Origin of the sequence: Paenibacillus sp. FSL W8-1187 (genome assembly GCF_037965485.1) — a bacterium.
Classification (GTDB): Bacteria; Bacillota; Bacilli; order Paenibacillales; family Paenibacillaceae; genus Paenibacillus_O; species Paenibacillus_O pasadenensis.
The window spans coordinates 3,365,028-3,389,150 of sequence record NZ_CP150181.1 but is presented as its reverse complement, the minus strand read 5'-3'; the positions used below and the strand labels follow the sequence as shown (position 1 = coordinate 3,389,150).

The window sequence follows — 24,123 nt, the reverse complement described above, 5'->3', positions numbered from 1 at the left end:
CCGGTATGAGGTATAACCTAGTATAGAAATGCCAATGATAGACCGACTGTAACCATAGCAACTTCATTGACGAGAACACGCGCCCTGCGGGGAAGATCCCCAGAGAGCCGGCCCAGAGCTGCAAGCCGGCGTTCGGAACCCAGACGTGCATCCTCTCCGAGAAGCGCCGCCGAATCGGCCGCTTCGGCCCCCAGGGCTGGACGGTCCCAGTAAGCGCCGCCGGATGTCCTCCGTTACAGGGAACGCGGATTGCGCAAGTTCGATCCGCTGCCGAGGAGCGCTCGCGCGTGACGGCTGTCGGAATCGACAGGCCGCTGCCGATGCGTTCGAATCAGGGTGGTATCGCGAGTTTACGCTCGTCCCTTTCCAAGGGGCGGGCTTTTTTATTTTCAAGAGCTTATTTTCCAAGAGGAGTGTTGAGCGATGCAAAGAGTGGATGTGAAGGAGAAGGCCCGCGCGCGCGAGCTGCGCGTGCTGGACAAGTGGAAGACGGAGGAGACGTTCAAGGCTTCCATCGACAACCGCGCAGGCAAGCCGAACTTCGTGTTCTACGAGGGACCGCCGACAGCGAACGGCAAGCCGCATATCGGGCATGTGCTCGGCCGCGTCATCAAGGACTTCATCGGCCGCTACAAGACGATGTCCGGCTACCGCGTCGTGCGCAAGGCCGGCTGGGATACGCACGGCCTCCCGGTCGAGCTCGGCGTGGAGAAGGAGCTCGGCATCTCCGGCAAGCAGGAGATCGAAAACTATGGCGTCGAGGCGTTCGTCAAGAAATGCAAGGCGAGCGTGTTCGAATACGAGCGCCAATGGCGCGAGCTGACCGAAGCGATCGGCTACTGGACCGACATGGACGATCCTTACGTCACGCTCAAGAACAGCTATATCGAGAGCGTCTGGCATATCCTCTCGACGATCCATGGCAAAGGGCTGCTGTACCGCGGCCATCGGGTCAGCCCGTACTGCCCGTGCTGCCAGACGACGCTCAGCTCGCATGAGGTCGCCCAAGGCTACGAGGACGTCAAGGATCTCAGCGCCACGGTCAAGTTCCCGCTGGAGAACGGCGAAGGCCATCTGCTCGCCTGGACGACGACGCCATGGACGCTGCCGGCCAATACGGCGATCGCGGTCAACCCGGATCTGACCTACGTCAAGGCGAAAAAAGACGGCGAGGTATACTTCGTCGCCGAGGCGCTCGTGGACAGCGTGTTCAAGGGCGACGACAAGCCGGAAATCGTCGGCAGCGTGAAGGGCGCCGAGCTCGTCGGCCTCGCCTACCGCGCTCCGTTCGACTATGTTCCGGTCGAGAAGGGCCATGTCGTCATCGGCGCGGACTTCGTCAGCGACACGAGCGGCACGGGCATGGTCCACATCGCGCCGGCGCACGGCGACGACGACTACAAGACCGCCCGCAAAAACGGCATCAGCCTGCTGGCCGTCGTCAACAACCAGGGCCGCTATGTCGACGAGGTGACGGATCTGGCCGGACGCTTCGTCAAGGACGGCGAGGTCGACATCGAGATCGTCAAGATGCTGAGCGAAAAAGGGCTGCTCTTCTCCAAAGAGAAATACGAGCATAGCTATCCGTTCTGCTGGCGCTGCAAATCGCCGCTCATCTATTACGCGACCGAGAGCTGGTTCATCGAGACGACCGCCGTCAAGGAGCAGCTGATCGCGAACAACAGCGGCGTCGACTGGTACCCGGGCCATATCCGCGAGGGCCGCTTCGGCAAGTTCCTCGAGGACCTCGTCGACTGGAACATCAGCCGCAACCGCTACTGGGGCACGCCGCTCAACGTCTGGGTGTGCGAGGCGACGGGCAAGGAGTACGCGCCGTCCAGCCTGGCCGACCTGCGCGAGCGCTCCGTGACGGAGCTGCCGGAGGACTTCGAGCTGCACAAGCCGTATGTGGACGAAGTGAAGCTGCGCAGTCCGTTCGCCGAAGGCGCGGTCATGACCCGCACGCCGGAGGTGATCGACGTCTGGTTCGACAGCGGCTCGATGCCGTTCGCGCAGCAGCATTATCCGTTTGAAAACGAAGGCCGCTTCGCCGAGCAGTATCCGGCCGACATCATCTGCGAGGGCATCGACCAGACGCGCGGCTGGTTCTTCAGCCTGCTGGCGGTCTCGACGCTGTACAACGGGCAAGCTCCGTACAAGGCGGTCATCTCGACCGGCCATGTGCTCGACGAGAACGGCCAGAAGATGAGCAAGTCCAAGGGCAATGTCATCGACCCGTGGGAAATCATCGACGAGTACGGCACCGACGCGTTCCGCTGGGCGCTGCTCGCGGACAGCGCGCCGTGGAACAGCAAGAAGTTCTCGCGCGGCATCGTCGGCGAAGCGAAGTCCAAGGTCATCGATACGATCGTCAACACGCATGCGTTCTTCGCGCTGTACGCGAGCATCGACGGCTTCGATCCGTCCGAGCATCAAGGACGCGTCTCCGCGGCCAAGCTGGACCGCTGGATCGTCTCCCGCCTCAACACGCTCGTCCGCACGGTCGTGACCGGCCTGGAAAGCTGGGACTTCCTCAACTCGGCCAAAGCGATCGAGGCGTTCGTCGACGAGCTCAGCAACTGGTACATCCGCCGCTCGCGCGACCGCTTCTGGGGCAGCGGCCTGACCGACGACAAGCTGGACGCGTACGCGACGCTGCGCGACGTGCTGCTGACGCTCTCCCGCCTCATCGCGCCGTATGCGCCGCTGCTGGCGGAGGATGTTTACGGCAACCTCGGCGGCAAAGGCAGCGTCCATCTGGCCGACTATCCGACTGTCGACGAATCGGCGATCGACGCCGAGCTCGAGCGCGACATGGAGACGGCCCGCACGATCGTCGAGCTGGCGCGCAACGTGCGCAACGAGACCGGCATCAAGACGCGTCAGCCGCTGTCCGAGCTCATCGTCTCGCTGAGCGGCGAGTTCGCGCTGACGGACTACGAGGAGATCGTCAAGGACGAGATCAACGTCAAGGCGATCCGGGTCGAGACGAGCGACAGCGGCTTCGTCGACTTCGCCCTCAAGCTGAACCTCAAGGTCGCGGGCAAGAAGTTCGGCAAAAACGTCGGTCCGATCCAAGCCTACCTCAAAGGATTGGACGTCGATGGCGCTCGCGCGATCGTGACGGGCGGCAGCTTCGTCTTCGCCTCGCCGGACGGCGAGGAAGCGACGGTCGCGCTCGAAGAGCTGCTCGTCGAGAAGCAGGCCAAGGCGGGCTTCGCCTCCGCTTCCGGCGGCGGCGTGACCGTGGCGCTCAATACCGACATCACGCCGGAGCTCGAGCGGGAAGGCTGGGTACGCGAGGTCATCCGCGCCGTGCAGGATACCCGCAAAAAGCTCGACCTGCCGATCGAGAAGCGGGTCGAGCTCGTGCTGGACGCCGACGCCGAGCTGACGGCGGCGCTGCAGGAAAACGACGAGCTGCTTCAGAGCAGCGTGCTGCTGAGCAGCGTCAGCTACGGCAGCGAGGCCGGCATGGAGCGCGTGCAGCTTGGCGAGCGCTCGCTCGGCCTGCTGATCCGCGGCTGATTCGAGCCGCGAGGCCAGGCGTCGCGCCAGCGGCAGGATAGACGGATAAAAAGGCTCCTTTCTCCCGGACGGGAGAAGGGGGCCTTTTCCTGTGGAATCCGCCAGCATTTTCCGGGACATACTAGCGGGGAATTCTTGAGCCTGAACATACGGAAGGAGGAGCGGCATGGGCGAAGAGCATCGGAGGAACAAGGCGAGCGAGCAGGAGCGGATCAGCCTGCTCCAGGATCGGCTGGAGAAGATCGCCGCCGATCTGGAGCGGTCCCAGATGGCCGAATACGTCGATCTGCTCAATCGGCCGTGGAAGCTCATCCGCCGGAATCTGGTCGCAGGCGTCTCGCGCGGCGTCGGCTACGCGATCGGCATCGCCTTCTTCACGACCGCGATCCTGTATCTGCTGCAGGCGCTCGGACAGCTCAACCTGCCGATCATCGGCGACTACATCGCCGACCTCGTGCGCATCGTGCAGATCCAGCTGGAGGGCAAGCAGTATTGAACGAGGCGGATCAGTCGGACGGCAGCTCTTCTCCCCGGCCGCTGTCCATGTAGTTCTTGTACTCGCGGTTGCGCACGACGCTCACATGGCGGCCGGTCATGTCTGTCGCAAGGAAGCTTTCGATGTCTTCGACGTAGCCGACATTCTCGTCGGACTCGATGCCGATGCTCTGGTAGCTGTCTCCCGGCATCTCGTCCATGGCCGGAGAGGTCGACGTGCCCCAGTGCTCGACGGTCTGCCACGCATCCTCGCCGTCGAATCCGGGATCGTCCTTGCCGTCGCGGTCGGAGTCGCCGAACGGAGGACGCAGCACCGCCTCCTCGGCCGGACGGCGGCGGGACACATGCTGCCGCGGGGAATGCTGGATGCAATAAAGCGTATCGGGAAGCGCCGACAGCCGCTTTTCCGGAATGTCTTCGCCGCAGACCGCGCAGCGGCCGTAGCTGCCGTCGATCATCGCCGCCAGGGCGGCATCTATGCGCTCGCGATGCAGGTCCATCTGCTCCTGAAGCGCGATATCCTTGCCGCGCTCGAACATTTCCGTCGCTACGTCCGCAGGGTGGTTGTCGATCGTGCTGAGCTCGCCGGTCTCGTCGCGCAGCGACTCCTGCAAGCCGTCGTGATCGGACTCCACGTCGCGGCGGATCAGCTCCTCGCGCTGCCGGAGCAGCCTTTGCTTCAACCGCCCGATGAGAGCTGGGGAATGAGTCATGTCGCACACACCTTTCGGCAGCCGCGCAGGCTGCGAGGGGACTGGAATTGCTGCTGTTAGTGTGGACGACTTGCAGCCGGATTACAGATGGGGTTCTCTGGAAGCGAGGAGCCTCCTGTCGATGGCTCGCAGGCCGGCGCCGCGCCGTCCCGAATCCGTCCTGATCGCCGTCCCGGCACCGGCTCCAACGCTTGCCTCGAAGCTGTCCCGAAGCCTGCTGCCAGGCATGCCTGAGCGCTGGCTCCGCCCGGAACGGTTATGCTACAATGAGACGGACGAGGAGGGAAAAGCTTGAAGGTCAAGGGGTATTCATACGTGGTGGCGCTGGCCGCCATCTTGCTCGACCAGATCACCAAAATCATCATCATGAACCGGCTCGAGCTCTACGAGCAGATCAAAGTCATCGGAGATTTCTTCATCATCACCTCCATCCGCAACACGGGAGCGGCCTTCAGCATGCTGGAGGGGAAACAACTGTTCTTCCTCATCATCACGCCGATCGTCGCGGCGGGCATCGCCTGGTACATCCACCAGCAGCGCCGATCCGGCAACGTCTGGCTGCTGACCGCGCTGGGCCTCGTGCTCGGCGGAGCGCTCGGCAACTTCATCGACCGGCTGCTCTACGGGCATGTCGTCGACTTCCTATCCTTCAATTTCGGCTCCTATTCGTTCGCGGTGTTCAACATCGCCGATTCGGCGATCACGATCGGCGTCATCATGATCATCATCGACACGCTGCGGGAGGACCGCCGCGCGCGGGCGGCGGCCAAGGAAGGCCGCGACCCGGAGCAGCCGAAGGAAATATTGCATACAGAGGACTGACTTCGCCTTATGACATTTCAAAACAACCCGCATGAACATGTCGTCGAGCAAGACGACGAACGGCAGCTCGAATGGACGGTCGCGCCGGAGCAGGCGGGACAGCGCATCGACAAGTTCATTACCGACCAGCTCGCCGATCCCGCCATCTCGCGCACGCAGGTCCAGGACTGGATCGCGTCCGGCGCCGCATCGGTCGGAGGCCGCGCCGTCAAGGCGAACTACAAGCTCTCCGCAGGCGACTCGCTCTCCGTGACGGTGCCGGAGCCGGAGGACGCGGCGATCGTGCCGGAGGACATCCCTCTCGACATCGTGTACGAGGACTCCGACGTTATCGTCATCAACAAGCCGCGGGGCATGGTCGTGCATCCGGCGCCGGGCCACTCCGGCGGCACGGTCGTGAACGCGCTCATGCATCATTGCCGCGACCTGTCGGGCATCAACGGCGTGCTCCGTCCGGGCATCGTGCATCGCATCGACAAGGACACGTCCGGCCTGCTCATGGCGGCCAAAAACGATCTGGCCCATCTGTCGCTCGCCGAGCAGCTCAAGGCGCATAGCGTGACTCGCAAGTATGTCGCGCTCGTGCACGACAACCTGCATCATGACATCGGCACGATCGACGCGCCGATCGGACGGGACGAAAAGGACCGTAAAATGTTCACGGTCACTACCAAAGGCAGCAAGCATGCGGTGACGCATTTCCAGGTGATCGAGCGGATCGGCGACTATACGCTGGTCGAGCTGCAGCTGGAGACGGGCCGGACCCATCAGATCCGCGTCCACCTCAAGTACATCGGCCATCCGCTCGCGGGCGATCCGGTCTATGGGCGCAACAAGACCGTCGCGCTGGGAGGACAAGCGCTCCATGCGGCGGCGCTCGGCTTCACCCATCCGCGCACGGGCGAGCGGCTCGAGTTCGAGGCGCCGATCCCGGACGACATGCAGCATGTGCTGACGAGCTTGCGGAACCGCTAGCGGCAGCTGTGCCGGCCTTGACGCTCCGGGCATTTGCGGACGATGCGAAAAATGCAAATTTTTCGCGCAATGTTCCATTAGCACGGCAAGCGCCTTGCGCTATGCTGAAACAGGCTGCACTCGCGCGCCGCGACCCTCCGGAAGCGGCCGTGCCAGCATGAGACCTCCACGACCCGGGCGCGGCCTTCCGCTCCCGGGTCCATTCATGAAACCGAAAGGGGATCCGATCCCATGACCTCGATCAATTCCAATTATTTGAACCTGCAAGGCAGCTACCTGTTCTCGGAAATCGCCAAGCGGCGCACGAAGTTCATCCAGGACAACCCGCAGGCCGAGATCATCAGCCTCGGCATCGGCGACGTGACGCGCGGCCTGCCGGAAGCCGTCACCAAGGCGATGCACGCCGCCGTCGACGAGCTGGCCGTGCCGGGCAGCTTCCGCGGCTACGGTCCGGAGCAGGGCTACGACTTCCTCATCCAGGCGATCATCGAGAACGACTACAAGGCGCGCGGCGTCGACATCGCCGCCAACGAAGTGTTCGTCAGCGACGGCTCCAAGTGCGACGTCGGCAACATCCAGGAGATCTTCAGCCAGGATGCCGTCGTCGCCGTCCAGGATCCGGTCTATCCGGTCTACGTCGACACCAACGTCATGGCGGGCCGTTCGGGTTCGTTCAACAGCGAGCTCGGCCGCTACGAGAACATCGTCTACCTCGACTGCACGGCGGAGAACGGCTTCAAGCCGTCGCTGCCGGACCGCAAGGTCGACCTCATTTACCTGTGCTACCCGAACAACCCGACCGGCATGACGCTCACGAAGGACGAGCTCAAAGTATGGGTCGACTACGCTCGCGAGAACAACTGCCTCATCCTGTTCGACTCGGCGTACGAGTCGTTCATCACTGAAGCCGACGTGCCGCACAGCATCTATGAAGTCGAGGGAGCGCGCGAGGTCGCGATCGAGTTCCGCAGCTTCTCCAAGACGGCCGGCTTCACCGGCGTCCGCTGCGCGTACACGGTCGTGCCGCGCGAGCTGAAGGGCCTCGACAAGGACGGCAACTCCGTCGTCATCAACGACCTGTGGAACCGCCGCCACACGACCAAGTTCAATGGCGTCTCCTACGTGACCCAGCGCGGCGCGGAAGCGATCTACTCGCCGGAGGGCAAGGAGCAGATCCGCGGCCTCGTCGACTACTACATGACCAATGCCGGCATCATTCGCGACGGCCTTGCGTCGCTTGGGCTGGACGTATTCGGCGGCGTCAACGCGCCGTACATTTGGCTCAAGACGCCGAAGGGCCTCGACTCGTGGGCGTTCTTCGACAAGCTGCTGTCCGAGGCGAACATCGTCGGCACGCCGGGCGTCGGCTTCGGCAGCAGCGGCCAGGGCTACTTCCGCCTGACGGCGTTCGGCAGCCGCGAGAACACCGAAAAAGCCGTGGAGCGCATCCGCGGCCTCAGCCTGTAAGCCGATTCGACAGCCGGTCCGCCAAGCGGACCGGCTTTTTCTTTGCCCGGCCATTGCCCTTTCCGGGATAAGGTGTTATTATTATTCAGCCAATTGAATAATAATGCAACACAACCAAGGAACAGGGTCGGGGTTGACTTCATCGGCCTCGCATGGGATAATCGTAACCGATAACGGCAGTACCTTTAACTCAGTCCAGAGAGGCTGGCAAGGTAGCGTGATATGTGCCGTCGTCGATGAAGCTTGTCAGCCAGCTCGGAGTCCTTGCCTCCGCGCGGCCGGCTCGGCGCGTCCTTGCGCCTGCCCGCCGCCGGAGAGGGATCCGCCCGCTTGCTCTTCTTCAAGACGGCACATGCTTCTTTCCCTCTCCTTGCTGAGCGTTCAGCAGGGAGTTTTTTTTTGCCCTGCCGAGGGAGGATAAAGCCGTACACTACCCATGCGCAGCGGCTGCGGCCGGACGCTGAAGGAGCTCGATCACCCATGTCAGAAGGCGAGAAGCGCGCCATCATGGACGATACCGCCATACGGAGAGGCCTGACCCGGATCGCCCATGAGATCGTCGAAAAGAACAAAGGCATCGAAGGCTGCGTGCTGGTCGGCATCCGGACGCGCGGCGTCTACCTGGCCCGCCGCCTCGCCGAGCAGATCCGCGAGATCGAGGGAACGCCTGTCGCTTGCGGCGAGCTGGACATCACCGGCTACCGCGACGACCGCTCGCCGGACGGCCAGCGGGGAGCCATCGCGGTGCCCGATGCCGGCGGCCAGCCGATCCCGGTCCACGACAAGCGCGTCATCCTGGTCGACGACGTGCTCTACACGGGCCGGACGATCCGCGCGGCGATGGACGCCTTGATGGATCAGGGACGTCCGCAGTCGATCCAGCTGGCCGTGCTGCTCGACCGCGGCCACCGAGAGCTGCCGATCCGGCCGGATTATGTGGGCAAGAACGTGCCGACCTCCAAGCAGGAGAGCATCCGCGTCTCCCTTCAGGAAGTGGATGGAGAAGACAACGTCACCATCACGGAAAGACAGGGAGGATGATCAGGATGACGGCATTGCAGCTGCGGCAAAAAAGCCTGCTTGGCTTGAAAGGAATGGGGCGCGAGGAGCTGGAGTCGATCCTCTCGCGCGCGGCCCACTGGGAGCGGCAAGAGCAGAAGGTGCAGCCCGTGCTCGCGGGAAGCTTCGTCGCCAACATGTTCTTCGAGAACAGCACGCGCACGCGGTTCAGCTTCGAGGTGGCGGAAAAGCGGCTCGGAGCCGAGGTGCTGAACTTCTCGGCGGCGGAATCGAGCGTGCAGAAGGGCGAGTCGATCTACGACACGGTGCGCACGCTGGAGTCGATGGGCATCGACGCCGGCATCATCCGGCTCAAGCCGGCCGGAGTGCTCGAGGAGCTCGCGGAGCGCATCCAGGTGCCGCTCATCAACGCAGGAGACGGCAACAACGAGCATCCGACGCAGGCGCTGCTCGACCTGTACACGATGCGGCAGCAGTTCGGACCGCTTTCGGGGCTGCGCGTCTCGATCATCGGCGACATCAAGCACAGCCGGGTGGCCCGCTCCAACTACTGGGGGCTGAAGCAGTTCGGAGCGCAGGTGCGCTTCTGCGCGCCGGAAAACATGCGCGAGAACGAGCTGGATGTGGCCTACGTGAGCATGGAAGAAGCGCTCGAAGCCGACGTCGTCATGATGCTGCGCGTGCAGCTCGAGCGGCATGAGGGCGGCATGCTCCGCTCCGCGGAAGAGTACCGCGAGCAGTACGGTCTGACGGCGGAACGGGCGGCGCGCCTCGCGCCGCATGCGATCATCATGCATCCGGCGCCGGTCAACCGCGACGTCGAGATCGACGGCGATCTGGTCGAGCATCCGCAGTCGAGAATTTTCCCGCAGATGCAGAACGGCGTGCCGGTGCGCATGGCCGTCATCGAACGGGCGCTGAGAGGATAGAGGCGGCGAGCGCCGCCAGGAAGCAAGGACGACGGAAGCAGGCAGGCAAGGCGGCATTCGCTGCGAAAGGGGACGGATCAAGCAATGGCAGCTGTGGAATGGATCGTGAACGGACGGATCTGGAACGAGGAGAGCGGCGAGCTGGAGACGAGGCATATCCGCATCGAGGACGGCCGGATCGCCGAGATCAAGGCCGGCGACGCGCCGGCGGCGGCAGGCGAGGGCGTGCTGGACGCGCGAGGAAGGCTGGTCTCGGCGGGCTTCATCGACATGCACGTGCATCTGCGCGACCCGGGCTTCGAGCACAAGGAGGATATCGTCACCGGCACCGCCTCGGCGGCGGCGGGCGGCTTCACCACGATCGCCTGCATGCCGAACACGCGGCCTTCGATCGACACGCCGGAGACGGTGCGCTATGTGATCGACAAAGCCCGCGAGCAAGGAAACGGCGTGAAGGTGCTGCCCTACGCGGCCATCTCCAAAAACCAGCTCGGCCGCGAGCTGACCGACTTCGCGGCGCTGAAGGCGGCCGGCGCGATCGGCTTCACCGACGACGGCGTCGGCGTGCAGCGCGCGCAGACGATGAAGGACGCGATGGGGCTGGCGCAGTCGCTCGACATGCCGATCATCGCTCACTGCGAGGATGACAGCCTCGTCGAAGGGCTGTACGTCTCCGAGGGCAAGTTCGCCCGCGACAACGGCATCAAGGGCATCCCGAACGAGTCCGAGGCGATCCATGTCGGCCGCGACGCGCTGCTGGCGGAATCGACCGGCGTCCATTACCACGTCTGCCACGTGAGCACCGAGCAGTCGGTGCGCCTGATCCGGCTCGCCAAGTCGGTCGGAGTCCGCATCACCGCCGAGGTGTGCCCGCATCATCTGGTGCTGAGCGACGAGGACATCCCCGGCATGGATTCCAACTGGAAGATGAACCCGCCGCTGCGCACGCCGCGCGATGTCGAGGCGGTCATCCAAGGCCTCGAGGACGGCACGATCGACATGATCGTCACCGACCACGCCCCGCACAGCGCCGAGGAAAAAGCCCGCGGCATGCAGCTCGCGCCGTTCGGCATCGTCGGCTTCGAGACGGCGTTCCCGCTGCTGTACACCGCCTTCGTCCGCACGGGCAAATGGTCGCTCGGCTTCCTGCTGAACCGCATGACCCGAATTCCCGCTTCCGTCTTCCGCCTCGACTCGGGGCGGCTGGAAGTCGGAGCTCCGGCGGATCTTACCGTCGTCGAGCTGGAGGAGAAGCGCGAGGTCGATCCCTCTGCCTTCCTTTCCAAAAGCAGCAACACGCCTTTCGGCGGCTGGAAGCTCTACGGATGGCCCGAAGCCACCGTCGTCGCCGGCAGCGTCGTCTGGTCCCACCAAAGCGCATAAGGAGTGATACGGATGCAAGCGAGACTGATTCTTGAGGATGGAACCGTATTTGCGGGCCAGTCGTTCGGCGCCGAGACGTTCAAGCCCGGCGAGGTCGTATTCAACACCGGCATTACCGGCTACCAGGAGGTGCTCTCCGATCCGTCGTACTGCGGACAGATCGTCACCATGACGTATCCGCTGATCGGGAACTACGGCATCACCCGCGACGATTTCGAGACGGTGGCGCCGTTCATCCACGGCTTCGCCGTACGCCGCCACGAGCCGATCCCGAGCAACTGGCGCGCCCAGGTGTCGCTGGACTGGCTGCTCAAGGAGCACGGCATCCCGGCGATCAGCGAGATCGACACGCGCATGCTGACCCGCAAGCTGCGCCACTTCGGCACGATGCGCGGCGTCATCACGACCGGCAGCGAGCGCGTCGAGGCGATCGTCGAGCAGCTGACCGGCACGCCGCTGCTGCGCGACCAGGTCGCCCGCACGTCGACGAAGCAGGTGTTCACGAGCCCGGGCTTCGGCGAGCGCATCGTGCTGATCGACTACGGCGCCAAGACCGGCATCCTGCGCGAGCTGACCAAGCGCGGCTGCGACGTCGTCGTCGTGCCGCATGACACGTCCGCGGAGACGATCCGCCGCCTCAATCCGGACGGCATCCAGCTGTCCAACGGCCCTGGCGACCCGCAGGACGTGCCGCATGCGGTCGCGACGATCCGCGAGCTGCTCGGCGAATACCCGATCTTCGGCATCTGCCTCGGCCACCAGCTGTTCGCGCTCGCTTGCGGCGCGGATACGGAGAAGCTCAAGTTCGGCCATCGCGGCGGCAACCACCCGGTCAAGGAGCTTTCCACGGGACGCTGCTACATTACGAGCCAGAACCACGGCTACACCGTGCCGGAGTCCAGCATCGCCGGCACCGAGCTGACCGTGACCCATATCAACAACAACGACAAGACGGTCGAAGGGCTGAAGCATAACCAGCATCCGGCCTTCTCGGTCCAATACCATCCGGAGGCGGCCCCGGGGCCGTTCGATTCCAGCTACCTGTTCGACGAATTCCTGGAGCTGATCCGCACCCATCGCCGCACTAACCCTTCCAAGCCGCGTCAAGCCCAGCTGTCGGAAGCGTCCAAAGGAGAGCTGCTGTATGCCCAGAAATAACCTGCTCAAGAAGATCCTCGTCATCGGCTCCGGCCCGATCGTCATCGGCCAGGCCGCCGAGTTCGACTATGCCGGCACGCAGGCTTGCCAGGCGCTGAAGGAAGAGGGCTACGAGGTCGTCCTCATCAACAGCAACCCGGCGACGATCATGACCGATACGAACATGGCCGACAAAGTGTACATCGAGCCGATCACGCTCGACTTCGTCTCCCAGATCATCCGCCAGGAGCGTCCGGACGGCCTGCTGCCGACGCTCGGAGGCCAGACCGGCCTCAACATGGCGGTCGAGCTGGCGCGCGCCGGCGTGCTCGAGCGCGAGAACGTGCAGCTGCTCGGCACGCAGCTGACGGCGATCGAGAAAGCCGAGGACCGCGATCTGTTCCGCGAGCTCATGCGCGAGCTGGAGCAGCCGGTGCCGGAGAGCGTCATCGTCACGACGGTCGAGGAAGCGGTCGATTTTGCCAATGAGATCGGCTACCCGATCATCGTTCGCCCGGCGTATACGCTCGGCGGCACGGGCGGCGGCATCTGCGCGACCGAGGCCGAGCTGCTGGAGACGGTCGCCTCCGGCATCCGCTACAGCCCGATCGGCCAGTGCCTGATCGAGAAGTCGATCGCCGGCATGAAGGAAGTCGAGTACGAGGTCATGCGCGACGCGAACGACAACTGCATCGTCGTCTGCAACATGGAGAACTTCGATCCGGTCGGCGTGCACACCGGCGACTCGATCGTCGTGGCGCCGAGCCAGACGCTGTCGGACCGCGAGTACCAGATGCTGCGCTCCGCGTCGCTCAAGATCATCCGCGCCCTGAACATCGAGGGCGGCTGCAACGTGCAGTTCGCGCTGGATCCGTTCAGCTTCCAATACTATGTCATCGAGGTCAACCCGCGCGTCAGCCGCTCCTCGGCGCTCGCCTCCAAGGCGACGGGCTACCCGATCGCCAAGATGGCCGCGAAGATCGCCGTCGGCTACACGCTCGACGAGATCGTCAACCCGGTCACGGGCCAGACGTACGCCTGCTTCGAGCCGACGCTCGACTACATCGTGTCCAAAATTCCGCGCTGGCCGTTCGACAAGTTCACGGGCGCCAACCGCAAGCTCGGCACGCAGATGAAGGCGACCGGCGAAGTGATGGCGATCGGCCGCACGTTCGAGGAGTCGATGCACAAGGCGATCCGCTCGCTGGAGATCGGCACGCATCGCTTCCATCTCAAGGACGCGCATGAGCTGGGCGACGAGACGCTCCGCACCCGCCTGGCCAAGCCGGACGACGAGCGCATGTTCCTGATCGCCGAGGCGTTCCGCCGCGGCTGGACGCTCGCCGACATCCAGGACCTGACCAAGGTCGACTGGTGGTTCCTCGACAAGATCGAGAGCATCGTCGCCTTCGAGGACGAGCTGCGCCGCGCGCCCGGCCTGACCAAGGAGCTGCTCTACGCGGCCAAGCGCCGCGGCTTCTCCGACCGCTCCATCGCCGAGCTGCGCCGCGAGGGCAGCCAGCAGACGCTGACGGACGAGCATGCGGTGCGCACGTTCCGACTGGAGCAGGGGCTGCGTCCGGTCTACAAGATGGTCGACACCTGCGCCGCCGAGTTCGAGGCGAGCACGCCGTACTACTACTCCACCTACGAGGTGGAGAACGAAGTGACCGAGACGGACAAGCAGAAGGTGCTCGTGCTCGGCTCCGGCCCGATCCGCATCGGCCAAGGCATCGAGTTCGACTACTCGACCGTGCATGCCGTCTGGGCGATCCAGAACGCCGGCTACGAAGCCGTCATCATCAACAACAACCCGGAGACGGTATCGACCGACTTCAGCACTTCCGACCGGCTCTACTTCGAGCCGCTGTTCCTGGAGGACGTGCTGAACGTCATCGAGCAGGAGCAGCCGATCGGCGTCATCGTGCAGTTCGGCGGCCAGACGGCGATCAACCTCGCGGCTCCGCTGGCGAAGGCGGGCGTGCGCATCCTCGGCTCCAGCCTCGAGAGCATCGACACCGCCGAGGACCGCAAGAAGTTCGAGGCGCTGCTGCGCGGCCTCGACATCGCGCAGCCGGAAGGAAGCACGGTGACGAACCTCGAGGAGGCGATCGTCACGGCAAACCGCCTCAGCTACCCGGTGCTCGTGCGTCCGTCGTACGTCCTCGGCGGCCGCGCGATGGAGATCGTCTACTCCGACGAGGAGCTGGTCGGTTACATGGCCGAGGCGGTCAAGATCAATCCGGAGCATCCGGTGCTGATCGACCGCTACATGCTCGGCAGGGAAGCCGAGGTCGACGCGATCTGCGACGGCGAGACGGTCGTCATCCCGGGCATCATGGAGCATGTCGAGCGCGCAGGCGTGCACTCCGGCGACTCCATCGCGGTGTACCCGCCGCAGTCACTGTCCGCGGACATCAAGGAGCAGATCATCGACATCACGATCAAGATCGCCAAGGCGCTGAAGGTGGTCGGCCTCGTCAACATCCAGTTCGTCATCCATAACGACAAGGCGTACGTCATCGAGGTCAACCCGCGCTCCTCGCGCACGGTGCCGTTCCTCAGCAAGGTGACGGGCCTGCCGATGGCGAACCTGGCGACGCGCGCCATCCTCGGCACGAAGCTGGCCGAGCTCGGCCATGTCGACGGCCTCTGGCCGGAGGACAAGTTCGTCAGCGTCAAGGTGCCGGTGTTCAGCTTCGCCAAGCTGCGCCGCGTCGATCCGACGCTGACGCCGGAGATGAAGTCGACGGGCGAGGTCATGGGCCGCGACGAGCAGTACGCCAAGGCGCTGTACAAGGGCTTGATCGGCGCCGGCATGAAGATTCCGCTGCAAGGCGCCATCGTGGCCACCGTGTCCGACAAGGACAAGGGAGAGGCGCTTGAGCTGCTGAAGGGCTTCTATGCGATCGGCTACAAGATCATCGCGACAGGCGGCACGGCCGCCGCGCTCGAGGCCGAGGGCATCGTCGTGCAGCGCGTCAACAAGCTGAGCGAAGGCTCGCCGAACATCCTCGACCTGATCCGCAGCGGCCAGGCGCAGTTCGTCTTCAACACGCTGACCAAGGGCAAGACGCCGGAGCGCGACGGCTTCCGCATCCGCCGCGAGGCGGTCGAGAACGGCGTCGTCTGCATGACGTCGCTCGATACGGTGCGGGCGCTGCTGAACATGCTGCAGACGATCAACTTCAGCTCGAACCCGATGCCGGTCCTGCAATAATCCGATGAAGCACGGCCAGCGCCGATGAGCGCGCCGTCTCCAGCACCGCCTTCCTAGGCGCTGCCGGCGGCGCGCTTCTGGCGGATGGCCTTTCTCTATGCCCAGTCGACCGAACAGATCGATCCCAAGGAGGAGCAAGCGATGAGCACAACGGCCCTTAGCCGCGAGCAGGCGGCAGCCAAGGTGATGGTGGCGCTGGATTATCCGGACGCCGCCTCCGCCGAGCAGCTGCTGGAGCAGCTCCAAGGCATTCCCTGCTACATGAAGGTCGGCATGCAGCTCTTCTACGCCGCCGGACCGGACTTCGTCCGCCGGCTCAAGGAGTGCGGCTACCGCGTGTTCCTCGACGTGAAGATGCATGATATTCCCAACACCGTCAAAGGCGGCGCGAGCAGCATCGCGAGGCTCGGCGTCGACATGTTCAACGTGCATGCCGCCGGCGGCCGCGACATGATGGAGGCGGCGATGGACGGCGTCGAGGAGGCGCTCGCCGCCGATCCTTCGCTGCCGCGCCCGACGGTCATCGCCGTCACGCAGCTGACGAGCACGAGCGAGGAGGTGCTCAACGATGAGATCGGCATCCCCGGCACGGTCGAGGAGGCGGTCGCCCGCTACGCGCTGCTCGCGATCGCGTCCGGCCTCGACGGCGTCGTCGCCTCGCCGCATGAGGTGCAGCTCGTCAAGGACACCTGCGGGCCGACGTTCCAGACGGTCACGCCGGGCATCCGTCCGGCCGGCGCCGATGTCGGCGACCAGACGCGCATCATGACGCCGCAGGACGCGCTTCGCGCCGGCACCGACTACATGGTGATCGGACGGCCGATCACCCGGGCGGCCGATCCGCGCGCCGCCATTGAATCCATGATCGAGGAGCTGATCCAAGCATGAGCATGCTTCAAGTCGAAAGCCTTCCGCGCGAGATCGCGGCCAAGCTGCTGGACATCGGAGCGGTCGCGCTGCGGCCGGAGGAGCCGTTCACCTGGACGAGCGGGCTGAAGTCGCCGATCTACTGCGACAACCGGCTGACGATGTCCTACCCGGATATCCGCGACCTTGTGGCGGAGGGCTTTGCCGCGGTCATTCGCGAGAGCTATCCGGACGCCGACGTCATCGCCGGCACGGCGACGGCGGGCATCCCGCATGCCGCCTGGGTCGCGCAGAAGCTGAACCTGCCGATGGCCTACATCCGCGACAAGGCCAAGGGCCACGGCAAGCAGAACCAGATCGAAGGCCGCATCGCCGCGGGGCAGAAGGTCGTCGTCATCGAGGATCTGATCTCGACCGGCGGCAGCTCGATCAAGGCGGCGCAGGCGGTCGCCGAGGCGGGCGGCGAGGTGCTGGCGGTCGTCGCCATCTTCTCGTATCAGTTCGCGAGCGCCGAGAAGGCTTTCGCGGAGGCGGGCGTGCCGCTGCGCACGCTGTCGGGCTACTCGGCGCTGATCGACGTGGCGGCCGAGCGCGGCATCGTGCAGAGCGGGCAGCTCGCGTCGCTGCAGGCGTGGCGAGAGGACCCGGCCAGCTACGGCAAGTAGGCGGCGAGATCGGCCTCGCGCCGAGGCAGAGCGATAGAGGGCGGGACGGCGCATGAGGCCGACCGTCCTTTTCGCTGTTTGGGCAGGAGGGCCGCTGCGCGGGCTGAGCCTTTCTCCGGTGAAGCCGGAGAACCAGACCCGGAGAAGCAGCCCCGGTAGGGCAAGAAGCCCGCTGCGCGAGCCGAGCCTTTCTCCGATTCCACTGGAAGCCGGATGCCCTGATTTCCCGACCTCCTATTCGGAGGCCATCCGTCTTCCAAGAGGACCGCTGCCGCTTCTCCGAAAGGCATCGTCTCGCTCCGCTCTGCCTCGCCCCGCAAGCTTGCTCCCTCCCCCTTCTTATTAGGGGGGAGGGCCGTCTCCCGAATGCGGGGAGACGGCAGCGCTTCGCACGGCCGCAACAAACTGGCCTTAAAACAGACCAAGCCAGCAAGCAGTCAAAGCTGCCTGCACAAACCATCCCAGCCCTGCTCGACCAATTACATAGGCGAGCTGCGCGGAAAAACCGAGTAACTCGGGCGTCCAGGGGGAGAAACGGAACGAGTTGCACGGAAAAACCGAGTAACTCGGGCGTCCAGGGGGAGAAACGGAACGAGTTGCACGGAAAAACCGAGCAACTCGGGTGCCCGGGGGAGAAACGGGGCGAGTTGCGCGGAAAAACCGAGTAACTCGGGTGTCCGTGGGGAGAAACGGAGCGAGTTGCGCGGAAAAACCGAGTAACTCAGGTGTCCGTGGGGAGAAACGGAGCGAGCTGCGCGGAAAAATCGAGCAACTCGGTGCGGCTGTGGAGCTGGAAGTTCAGGGGCGGTTGGTGGAGCGGTCTGGTTGCGCATCTGAATGCAGAGGTAAGATGCTGCTCTTGTTGCAACAGGCGCGGAACCGTGCAACATACGCGAAGCGAGAGCAATATGCCAGGACCAGGAGCGAAGCGGACGGGAGACTCGCGAAGAAGCGGCCGCGGGTCCCTTGGAGGCCGGGTTCCACCCCTGCTGGAGAATGGAATCAGAGGAATCTGGGCTCTAGGAAGATCGGAACGAGTCCCCGCTCCGCGAAGCGGATCGGTCCCGGTGTCCGCGCTCCGACAAGCGAAGATAGGACTCGAGCGGTCATTACAAAGCGCCGTCGAATCGTGCTATACTAGAGGGAGTGATTGTGGATCCGAGTCGATCCGGCTTTAAAAAATTCATGGGTAAGGACCGATAACATTGAGCAATCGACAACCTGCAACTGACGTGATCTTGATCGGCGCCGGCATCATGAGCGCCACCCTTGGCGCCTTGCTGAAGGAGCTTGCGCCGGACTGGAGCATCAAAGTGTTCGAAAAGCTCGCCTCGGCAGGCGAGGAAAGCTCGAACGAATGGAACAATGCCGGTACGGGCCACTCCTCCCTGTGCGAGCTCAACTACACGACCGAGAAGGCCGACGGCTCGATCGACATCAGCAAGGCGGTCAAGGTCAACGAGGAATTCCAGGTATCCAAGCAGTTCTGGGCGCATCTGGCGGCAAGCGGACTTATCCAGCATCCTCAGGAGTTCATCAAGGCGCTGCCGCATATGAGCCTCGTGTTCGGGCAGAACAACGTCAACTTCCTCCGCAAGCGCCACGAAGCGCTCAAGGACAACCCGCTGTTCCGGGGCATGGAGTATTCCGACCGTCCCGACCAGCTCAAGCAGTGGATTCCGCTCATCATGGACGGACGCAAGGTCGACGAGCCGATTGCGGCGACGAAGATCGACTCCGGAACGGACGTCAACTTTGGCGCTTTAACGCGCATGCTGTTCGCCCATCTGCAAAGGCAAGGCGTCGATGTCCGCTACAACCATCAGGTCGACGACGTGAAGCGTGCCGGCGACGGCAGCTGGGAGATCAAGGTGCGCGACGGCCGAGGAGCGGTCGAACGCCATAACGCCAAGTTCGTCTTCCTCGGCGGCGGCGGCGGCAGCCTGCATCTGCTGCAGAAGTCCGGCATTCCAGAAGGACGTGCCATCGGCGGCTTCCCGATCAGCGGCATCTTCATGGTATGCCAAAATCCGGAGGTCGTCTCCCGGCATCACGCCAAGGTGTACGGCAAGGCCGCCGTCGGCGCGCCGCCGATGTCCGTGCCTCATCTTGACAAGCGTTATATCGAGGGCAAGGAAATGCTGTTCTTCGGACCTTTCGCCGGCTTCTCGCCGAAGTTTCTCAAGAACGGCTCGATGCTCGATCTGATCACGTCCGTCAAGCCGAACAACCTGGTGACGATGCTCGCTTCCGGCGCCAAGAACGTGCCGCTCGTGAAGTACCTGCTCAAGGAGCTGTCGCTGTCCAAGGAGCAGCGGATGAACGCGCTGCGCGAGTTCGTTCCGGAAGCCAAGAGCGAGGACTGGGAGCTCGTCGTAGCCGGCCAGCGCGTGCAGGTCATCAAGGATACGCCGGCGGGCAAAGGCATCCTGCAATTCGGTACGGAAGTCGTAAGCGCGGCCGACGGCTCGATCGCGGCGCTGCTTGGCGCCTCGCCGGGAGCATCGACTGCGGTTTCCGTCATGCTGGAGGTCATTGAAAAATGCTTCCCGCAGCAGCTCAAGGCATGGGAGCCGAAGATCAAGCAAATGATCCCTTCCTACGGCCTCAAGCTTCTCCAGCACCCGCAGCTGATCGCGCAGATCGAGGCCTCTACGGCCAAGGCGCTCCAGCTCAAGGAACTGCATCCAGCCAAATAAGCTGTCTTCCCTCCCCGGTGCCGACCGAACGGTTCCGGGGATTTTTTGCATTCTTTCCCAAAATACTCCTGGATTATGCTATGATAGGCAGGTTGAAGGAGGAGACGCGCAATGCTAGGCTGGATCAAGCGCCGTCCGTGGACGGCGGCAGCGGCGGCGGTCGTGCTGATCGCGGCGAGCTGGACCGGGAATCTGCTCTATCGCGGCACGCAGCTGTTGGAAGAGCCTTATTTTTTCACGCAGGATCAGCTCGTCCATCCCGGCACCAATCAGCTCTACATCCCTTACTTGGAAAATCGCCGAGAGCGGAATTCCGTCCTATTCGTGCAATGGAACGAGCGGCCCGATGCTGCCATCGTGCTGCAAGAGACGATGGGCTTCCGCTACCAGCGCCAGCTGACGGCCTATGCCAGTTGGGAAGTGGATCAAGAGGCCTATGAACAGCTCAAGGAGCCGCAGCCGATAACGTTGACCGTACATTACCGCAATGGAACCATAAAGCAGGTCCGGGCCGGCACGCTGCGCAAGCGCGAGGAGTCGGTTCTAGGCATCAAGGGCAAGGGGGGCGGGTCCGACAACGGTTCCGTAAACGGCGCAGCCGCTTGCGACTGCACGCTCGAAAGAATCGAAGTCGTTCCTGCTGAGCTTGGCGACTCGATCCGGTTGAAGCCTTACGGCTTCGGGGCTAAGTCGCTGCAGCCGCCGGTCGCGCTGACCAAAGGGGAGACGATCCGGATCGACTGGTCGTTCGCGCCTGACGGCGGGAACAGCCTTCGCGGAGCCCATTATTACGAGATGGGCCTGGAGCTGACGTTCCGGACGGAGGACGGCCGGATCATCCGGGAGCGGGAGCCGCTTGCTTTTCCGAACTTGGCCATCGACGAGAACGACTTGACGGCGCTGGTGAAGCAGCTTCGAAAAGGAAGCGAGCCGCATCCGGCCATGAACGGAGGGAGCTCGCGATGAATGTATCCTGGCGAAAGCCGCTTCGCCGCATCGGCTGGGGCCTCCTCCTCGTGCTGCTCGACGTGCGGATCGCGGGCATCGACTGGCTGCCGGACTTCGTCGGCTATATGATGGCGGCGTCGGGATCGCTGCGGCTCGGCAGCGAGTTTCCCGCGATGCGCCGCGCCGGGCGGCTCGCCTGGGGGCTGGCGGCCGTCTCGCTCCCGGCTGTGCTCATGCCGTATACCATGAATCCGACGGAGGGAATCTCGCAGCTGCCGCTGCCGGTCCAGCTGTACGGCCAGCTGATGCTGGCGCTTCACGCCGTGCTGATCATGCTGCTCTGCACAGGGCTGCGCGAGGCGGCATCCAAGGCGAAAGCGAGGGACATCCAGCATCAGGCCGGAGGCAGGCGGACGTTTTATGCGCTGCTCGCTTTTGTCCTGCTGGTGTTCTATCCGTTCCAGTTCAATCTAGAGGAGCTGCAGTGGTGGGTCTGGTATGGAGGCGGCGTCCTCCTGCTCGGCATCGCCGAGCTGCTGGCGCTGCGGCTGCCGTTCCGTCTAGCCCGTGTCCGCAGGCACAGAGTCGACAAGGAGGCGACAAGGAGGCGCCAACCCTATGATCATCATTCGTAAACGAAATCCGGAAGAGCCGCTGCCGATGGAGCTGCTGCTGCTCGCCGACCCGTCCGCCGAGATGGTCGCTTCCTACGCGGAGCGCGGTGAATGCTGGCTGCTGGCCGATGGCGACGGACCGCCGATCGGCGCGTACGTGCTGCTGCCGACGAGGCCGGCGACGCTGGAGCTCGTCAATGTGGCGGTCGCCGAGGAGCGCCAGGGCCAAGGCCTCGGCAAGCGGCTCGTGCTCCATGCGGTCGAGCGCGCCCGCGAGCTCGGGGCGGCGACGCTCGAGGTCGGCACGGGCAACTCCAGCATCGGCCAGCTGGCGCTCTATCAGCGCTGCGGCTTCCGCATCGCGGGCGTCGACCGCGATTTTTTCGTGCGCCACTACGACGAGCCGATCGTGGAGAATGGAATTCCGTGCGTCGACATGATTCGGCTGTCGATGGATCTTCCCCGCTCCGACGCGGGTGCCGGGACTTCCGGCCCCCGTTGATTTTCCGATAGACAAGGCGAGGCCGACCTCCGATAATAGAGTTGAAGTTTTCCATACGTGGAGCTTACATAATCGAGGTCAGGGGAATGCCAATCATGAACCATTGGAAAGGTCTTGCCGCCACGGCAATCGCTGCGGCCGTCATCGCGACGAGTCTCGGAAGCGGCGCGGCCGATTCGGCCGCGGCGGCCGCCGCCAAGCCGGCGATCAGCGTCGTGCTGAACGGCAAGACGCAGAAGTACGATCAGCCGCCGGTCATCGTGAACGGCTCGACGCTCGTGCCGCTGCGCGGCATTTTCGAAGGGCTCGGCGCCAAAGTGTCCGTCAGCGGCAAGCAGATCACCGCGACGAAGGGCTTCACGACGATCGTCCATACGATCGGCCAGAACTGGGCGCTCGTCGACGGCCAGAAGGTCGAGCTGTCCCAGCCTTCGCTCGTGCTCAAAGGACGCACGCTCGTGCCGCTTCGCTTCATCGGCGAAGCGCTTGACAGCAAGGTCGGCTGGAACGCCGCCAAGCAGCAGGTGACGGTCGCTCCGCTCCAAGGCGCCGAGCTGCAGGCGCGCTGGGCGGACAAGGCCAACAGCTTCGCCTGGGCCGGCAAGCTGGACAAGCTCAAGGCGATGCTTGCCGCAGGCTGGAAGCCGGCGCTCAGCGAGCAGGCGTTCATCACGAGCGTCTTCACCAAAAACAAGGACATCGTCAAGCTGTTCCTCGACAACGGAGCCGACGTCAACATGATCGTCACGATGGAAGAGGGCGACGCCATCGCGCTCGTCGAAGCGGCGACGTTGCCTTACCGCGAGACGGCGGACGGGGAATATCCGGCAACGACCGAGGCGTCCGATCTGGAGCTCTTGCGGCTGCTGCTCTCCGCCAAGCCGGACATCGCCGGCCTCGAGCAGGAGAACGGCAACCTCGTCTGGACGGCGATCCACGCCGGACGCCTGGAGATCGTGAAGGAGCTGCTGGCGGCCGGAGCGAGCGCCAAGTCCGACGGCAAGCAGCAATTCGCTGCGCCGCTCGCCGCCGCTGCCGGCTATGTCGGCGCTGACGGCAGCCGCGCGTACGCCATGATGGAGCTGCTGCTCAAGAACGGCGCCGATCCGAACGACTGCAACTGCGACGTCAAGGAGAGCTACACGCCGCTTGAGCTCGCGAGCGGCATGCTGTACGACGCCCAGGATGACGGCATCGCCTACAAGCCGGAAGCCCGCGTCGTCGAGCTGCTGCTCCAGCATGGAGCCGATCCGAAGCGGGACCATGCGCTGTACGAAGCGGTCGACGCCGAGGCGCTGGACATCGTCAAGCTGCTGCTCGCCAAGGGCGCCGACCCGAACAAGAAAAATCCGTCTACGGAAAAAACGCCGCTGGATCTTGCCAAGGAGCTCGGCAACGCCGAGCTGACCGCGCTGCTGCAGCAGACCGCGGCAAGCGTATAGCAACAGAGCCCGTCCGCATTGTCGGACGGGCTTTTTTAAGTCAACCGGAATTTTAAGTCAATCGGAAGAAGGAGGCAGGCCGAGATGAATCGAGAGGAAACGATCCGCGCCGCGGCGCGCTTGCGCGGCGAAGGCCAGGGCGAGGAAGCGCTGCGGCTGCTGAAGGCGCTGGCGGAGCATGCCGAGGAGGACGCCGAGCTGCAGTACCAGCTCGCCTGGACGCATGACTCGCTCGGACTGGAGCGGGAGGCGGTGCCGCATTACGAGCGGGCGCTCTCGCTCGGACTGGCGGAGCCGGGAGACGATGCGGGAGCGAGGCTCGGACTCGGGAGCACGCTGCGGACGCTCGGCCGCTACGCCGAGGCGCGGCAGCTGCTGGAGGCGTCGGCGCAGCGGTACCCGGAGCGGGCGGAATTTCGCGTGTTCCTGGCGATGGCGCTGTACAACGAAGGCGAGGCCGCCCGCGCGATGGAGCTGCTGCTGCGCGAGCTGGCGGACAGCAGTTCCGCCGCCGGCGTGCGGGATTATGCGCCTGCGATCCGTTTTTATGCGGACAAGCTGGATCAGGTATGGTGAAAAAAAGCCTTTACCAAACCTTCCCTTCCGTGTAAGATGAATCATCAAACGGAAGGGTTTCTAGGGATCCGGGAAGCGGCCGCGCCGATGCGGCCCTCTTCGACCGAACCGAGCGAGACCG

19 protein-coding genes are annotated in these 24,123 nt (G+C 64.1%); 18 read left to right on the top strand and 1 reads right to left on the bottom strand.

The window, feature by feature from the left end:
* Positions 1 to 423: 423 nt before the first annotated feature.
* Positions 424 to 3,528 (top strand): isoleucine--tRNA ligase, encoded by a 3,105-nt coding sequence (gene ileS / locus NYE40_RS14755; RefSeq protein WP_339278602.1) that lies wholly within the window; start codon positions 424 to 426, stop codon positions 3,526 to 3,528.
* A 166-nt stretch (positions 3,529 to 3,694) separates the two neighbouring features.
* Positions 3,695 to 4,024 (top strand): DUF5665 domain-containing protein, encoded by a 330-nt coding sequence (locus NYE40_RS14750; protein ID WP_028596992.1) that lies wholly within the window; start codon positions 3,695 to 3,697, stop codon positions 4,022 to 4,024.
* 10 nt (positions 4,025 to 4,034) lie between these two features.
* Here the strand turns inward: NYE40_RS14750 and NYE40_RS14745 are convergent, their stop codons facing one another.
* Positions 4,035 to 4,736: a TraR/DksA C4-type zinc finger protein gene (locus tag NYE40_RS14745; protein ID WP_339278601.1), complete on the bottom strand. Its 702-nt coding sequence runs from the start codon at positions 4,734 to 4,736 to the stop codon at positions 4,035 to 4,037.
* A 291-nt stretch (positions 4,737 to 5,027) separates the two neighbouring features.
* Between NYE40_RS14745 and lspA the strand changes: the two genes are divergently transcribed.
* The 16 genes from lspA to NYE40_RS14665 all read left to right on the top strand — a co-directional run bounded on the left by lspA (position 5,028) and on the right by NYE40_RS14665 (position 24,002).
* Positions 5,028 to 5,558: a signal peptidase II gene (gene lspA, locus NYE40_RS14740; RefSeq protein ID WP_028596991.1), complete on the top strand. Its 531-nt coding sequence runs from the start codon at positions 5,028 to 5,030 to the stop codon at positions 5,556 to 5,558.
* Between the two features lie 9 nt (positions 5,559 to 5,567).
* Positions 5,568 to 6,533, top strand: coding sequence for an RluA family pseudouridine synthase (locus NYE40_RS14735; protein ID WP_339278600.1), 966 nt, complete (start codon positions 5,568 to 5,570; stop codon positions 6,531 to 6,533).
* A 231-nt stretch (positions 6,534 to 6,764) separates the two neighbouring features.
* Positions 6,765 to 8,000 (top strand): LL-diaminopimelate aminotransferase, encoded by a 1,236-nt coding sequence (locus NYE40_RS14730; protein ID WP_339278599.1) that lies wholly within the window; start codon positions 6,765 to 6,767, stop codon positions 7,998 to 8,000.
* Positions 8,001 to 8,480: 480 nt separating this feature from the next.
* A complete protein-coding gene (pyrR, locus tag NYE40_RS14725) occupies positions 8,481 to 9,041 on the top strand; it encodes a bifunctional pyr operon transcriptional regulator/uracil phosphoribosyltransferase PyrR (protein WP_028596988.1) in 561 nt (186 codons plus the stop codon).
* A complete protein-coding gene (locus NYE40_RS14720) occupies positions 9,041 to 9,949 on the top strand; it encodes an aspartate carbamoyltransferase catalytic subunit (protein WP_101809492.1) in 909 nt (302 codons plus the stop codon). The genes pyrR and NYE40_RS14720 overlap by 1 nt, the downstream gene beginning before the upstream one ends.
* A gap of 84 nt (positions 9,950 to 10,033) precedes the next feature.
* Positions 10,034 to 11,332, top strand: a complete 1,299-nt coding sequence (locus tag NYE40_RS14715; protein WP_101809326.1) for a dihydroorotase — start codon at positions 10,034 to 10,036, stop codon at positions 11,330 to 11,332.
* Between the two features lie 12 nt (positions 11,333 to 11,344).
* Positions 11,345 to 12,490, top strand: a complete 1,146-nt coding sequence (locus NYE40_RS14710; RefSeq protein ID WP_028596985.1) for a carbamoyl phosphate synthase small subunit — start codon at positions 11,345 to 11,347, stop codon at positions 12,488 to 12,490.
* Positions 12,477 to 15,689, top strand: coding sequence for a carbamoyl-phosphate synthase large subunit (gene carB, locus NYE40_RS14705; protein WP_339278598.1), 3,213 nt, complete (start codon positions 12,477 to 12,479; stop codon positions 15,687 to 15,689). The genes NYE40_RS14710 and carB overlap by 14 nt, the downstream gene beginning before the upstream one ends.
* A 141-nt stretch (positions 15,690 to 15,830) precedes the next feature.
* Positions 15,831 to 16,577: an orotidine-5'-phosphate decarboxylase gene (gene pyrF, locus NYE40_RS14700; RefSeq protein WP_339278597.1), complete on the top strand. Its 747-nt coding sequence runs from the start codon at positions 15,831 to 15,833 to the stop codon at positions 16,575 to 16,577.
* A 2-nt stretch (positions 16,578 to 16,579) separates the two neighbouring features.
* Positions 16,580 to 17,221, top strand: a complete 642-nt coding sequence (gene pyrE / locus NYE40_RS14695; protein ID WP_028596982.1) for an orotate phosphoribosyltransferase — start codon at positions 16,580 to 16,582, stop codon at positions 17,219 to 17,221.
* A 1,205-nt stretch (positions 17,222 to 18,426) separates the two neighbouring features.
* On the top strand, positions 18,427 to 19,920 hold the full coding sequence (locus tag NYE40_RS14690; protein ID WP_101809323.1) for a malate:quinone oxidoreductase: 1,494 nt from the start codon (positions 18,427 to 18,429) through the stop codon (positions 19,918 to 19,920).
* A gap of 111 nt (positions 19,921 to 20,031) precedes the next feature.
* Positions 20,032 to 20,886, top strand: a complete 855-nt coding sequence (locus NYE40_RS14685; protein WP_028596980.1) for a hypothetical protein — start codon at positions 20,032 to 20,034, stop codon at positions 20,884 to 20,886.
* Positions 20,883 to 21,503: a hypothetical protein gene (locus NYE40_RS14680; RefSeq protein WP_101809322.1), complete on the top strand. Its 621-nt coding sequence runs from the start codon at positions 20,883 to 20,885 to the stop codon at positions 21,501 to 21,503. Before NYE40_RS14685 ends, NYE40_RS14680 begins: the two co-directional genes overlap by 4 nt.
* The gene (locus NYE40_RS14675) at positions 21,487 to 21,984 is read left to right on the top strand and encodes a GNAT family N-acetyltransferase (RefSeq protein ID WP_101809321.1); all 498 of its coding nucleotides are present in this window, start codon (positions 21,487 to 21,489) and stop codon (positions 21,982 to 21,984) included. The genes NYE40_RS14680 and NYE40_RS14675 overlap by 17 nt, the downstream gene beginning before the upstream one ends.
* 95 nt (positions 21,985 to 22,079) lie before the next feature.
* On the top strand, positions 22,080 to 23,426 hold the full coding sequence (locus tag NYE40_RS14670) for a stalk domain-containing protein (protein ID WP_052332849.1): 1,347 nt from the start codon (positions 22,080 to 22,082) through the stop codon (positions 23,424 to 23,426).
* 84 nt (positions 23,427 to 23,510) lie between these two features.
* Positions 23,511 to 24,002 (top strand): tetratricopeptide repeat protein, encoded by a 492-nt coding sequence (locus tag NYE40_RS14665; protein WP_101809320.1) that lies wholly within the window; start codon positions 23,511 to 23,513, stop codon positions 24,000 to 24,002.
* The last annotated feature ends 121 nt before the right edge of the window (positions 24,003 to 24,123 follow it).

Coding starts and splice junctions, on each gene's coding strand:
- ileS (WP_339278602.1), top strand. CDS start 424: ATGCAAAGAGTGGATGTGAAGGAGAAGGCCCGCGCGCGCGAGCTGCGC.
- NYE40_RS14750 (WP_028596992.1), top strand. CDS start 3,695: ATGGGCGAAGAGCATCGGAGGAACAAGGCGAGCGAGCAGGAGCGGATC.
- NYE40_RS14745 (WP_339278601.1), bottom strand. CDS start 4,736: ATGACTCATTCCCCAGCTCTCATCGGGCGGTTGAAGCAAAGGCTGCTC.
- NYE40_RS14735 (WP_339278600.1), top strand. CDS start 5,568: ATGACATTTCAAAACAACCCGCATGAACATGTCGTCGAGCAAGACGAC.
- NYE40_RS14730 (WP_339278599.1), top strand. CDS start 6,765: ATGACCTCGATCAATTCCAATTATTTGAACCTGCAAGGCAGCTACCTG.
- pyrR (WP_028596988.1), top strand. CDS start 8,481: ATGTCAGAAGGCGAGAAGCGCGCCATCATGGACGATACCGCCATACGG.
- NYE40_RS14715 (WP_101809326.1), top strand. CDS start 10,034: ATGGCAGCTGTGGAATGGATCGTGAACGGACGGATCTGGAACGAGGAG.
- NYE40_RS14710 (WP_028596985.1), top strand. CDS start 11,345: ATGCAAGCGAGACTGATTCTTGAGGATGGAACCGTATTTGCGGGCCAG.
- carB (WP_339278598.1), top strand. CDS start 12,477: ATGCCCAGAAATAACCTGCTCAAGAAGATCCTCGTCATCGGCTCCGGC.
- pyrF (WP_339278597.1), top strand. CDS start 15,831: ATGAGCACAACGGCCCTTAGCCGCGAGCAGGCGGCAGCCAAGGTGATG.
- pyrE (WP_028596982.1), top strand. CDS start 16,580: ATGCTTCAAGTCGAAAGCCTTCCGCGCGAGATCGCGGCCAAGCTGCTG.
- NYE40_RS14685 (WP_028596980.1), top strand. CDS start 20,032: ATGCTAGGCTGGATCAAGCGCCGTCCGTGGACGGCGGCAGCGGCGGCG.
- NYE40_RS14680 (WP_101809322.1), top strand. CDS start 20,883: ATGAATGTATCCTGGCGAAAGCCGCTTCGCCGCATCGGCTGGGGCCTC.
- NYE40_RS14675 (WP_101809321.1), top strand. CDS start 21,487: ATGATCATCATTCGTAAACGAAATCCGGAAGAGCCGCTGCCGATGGAG.
- NYE40_RS14670 (WP_052332849.1), top strand. CDS start 22,080: ATGAACCATTGGAAAGGTCTTGCCGCCACGGCAATCGCTGCGGCCGTC.
- NYE40_RS14665 (WP_101809320.1), top strand. CDS start 23,511: ATGAATCGAGAGGAAACGATCCGCGCCGCGGCGCGCTTGCGCGGCGAA.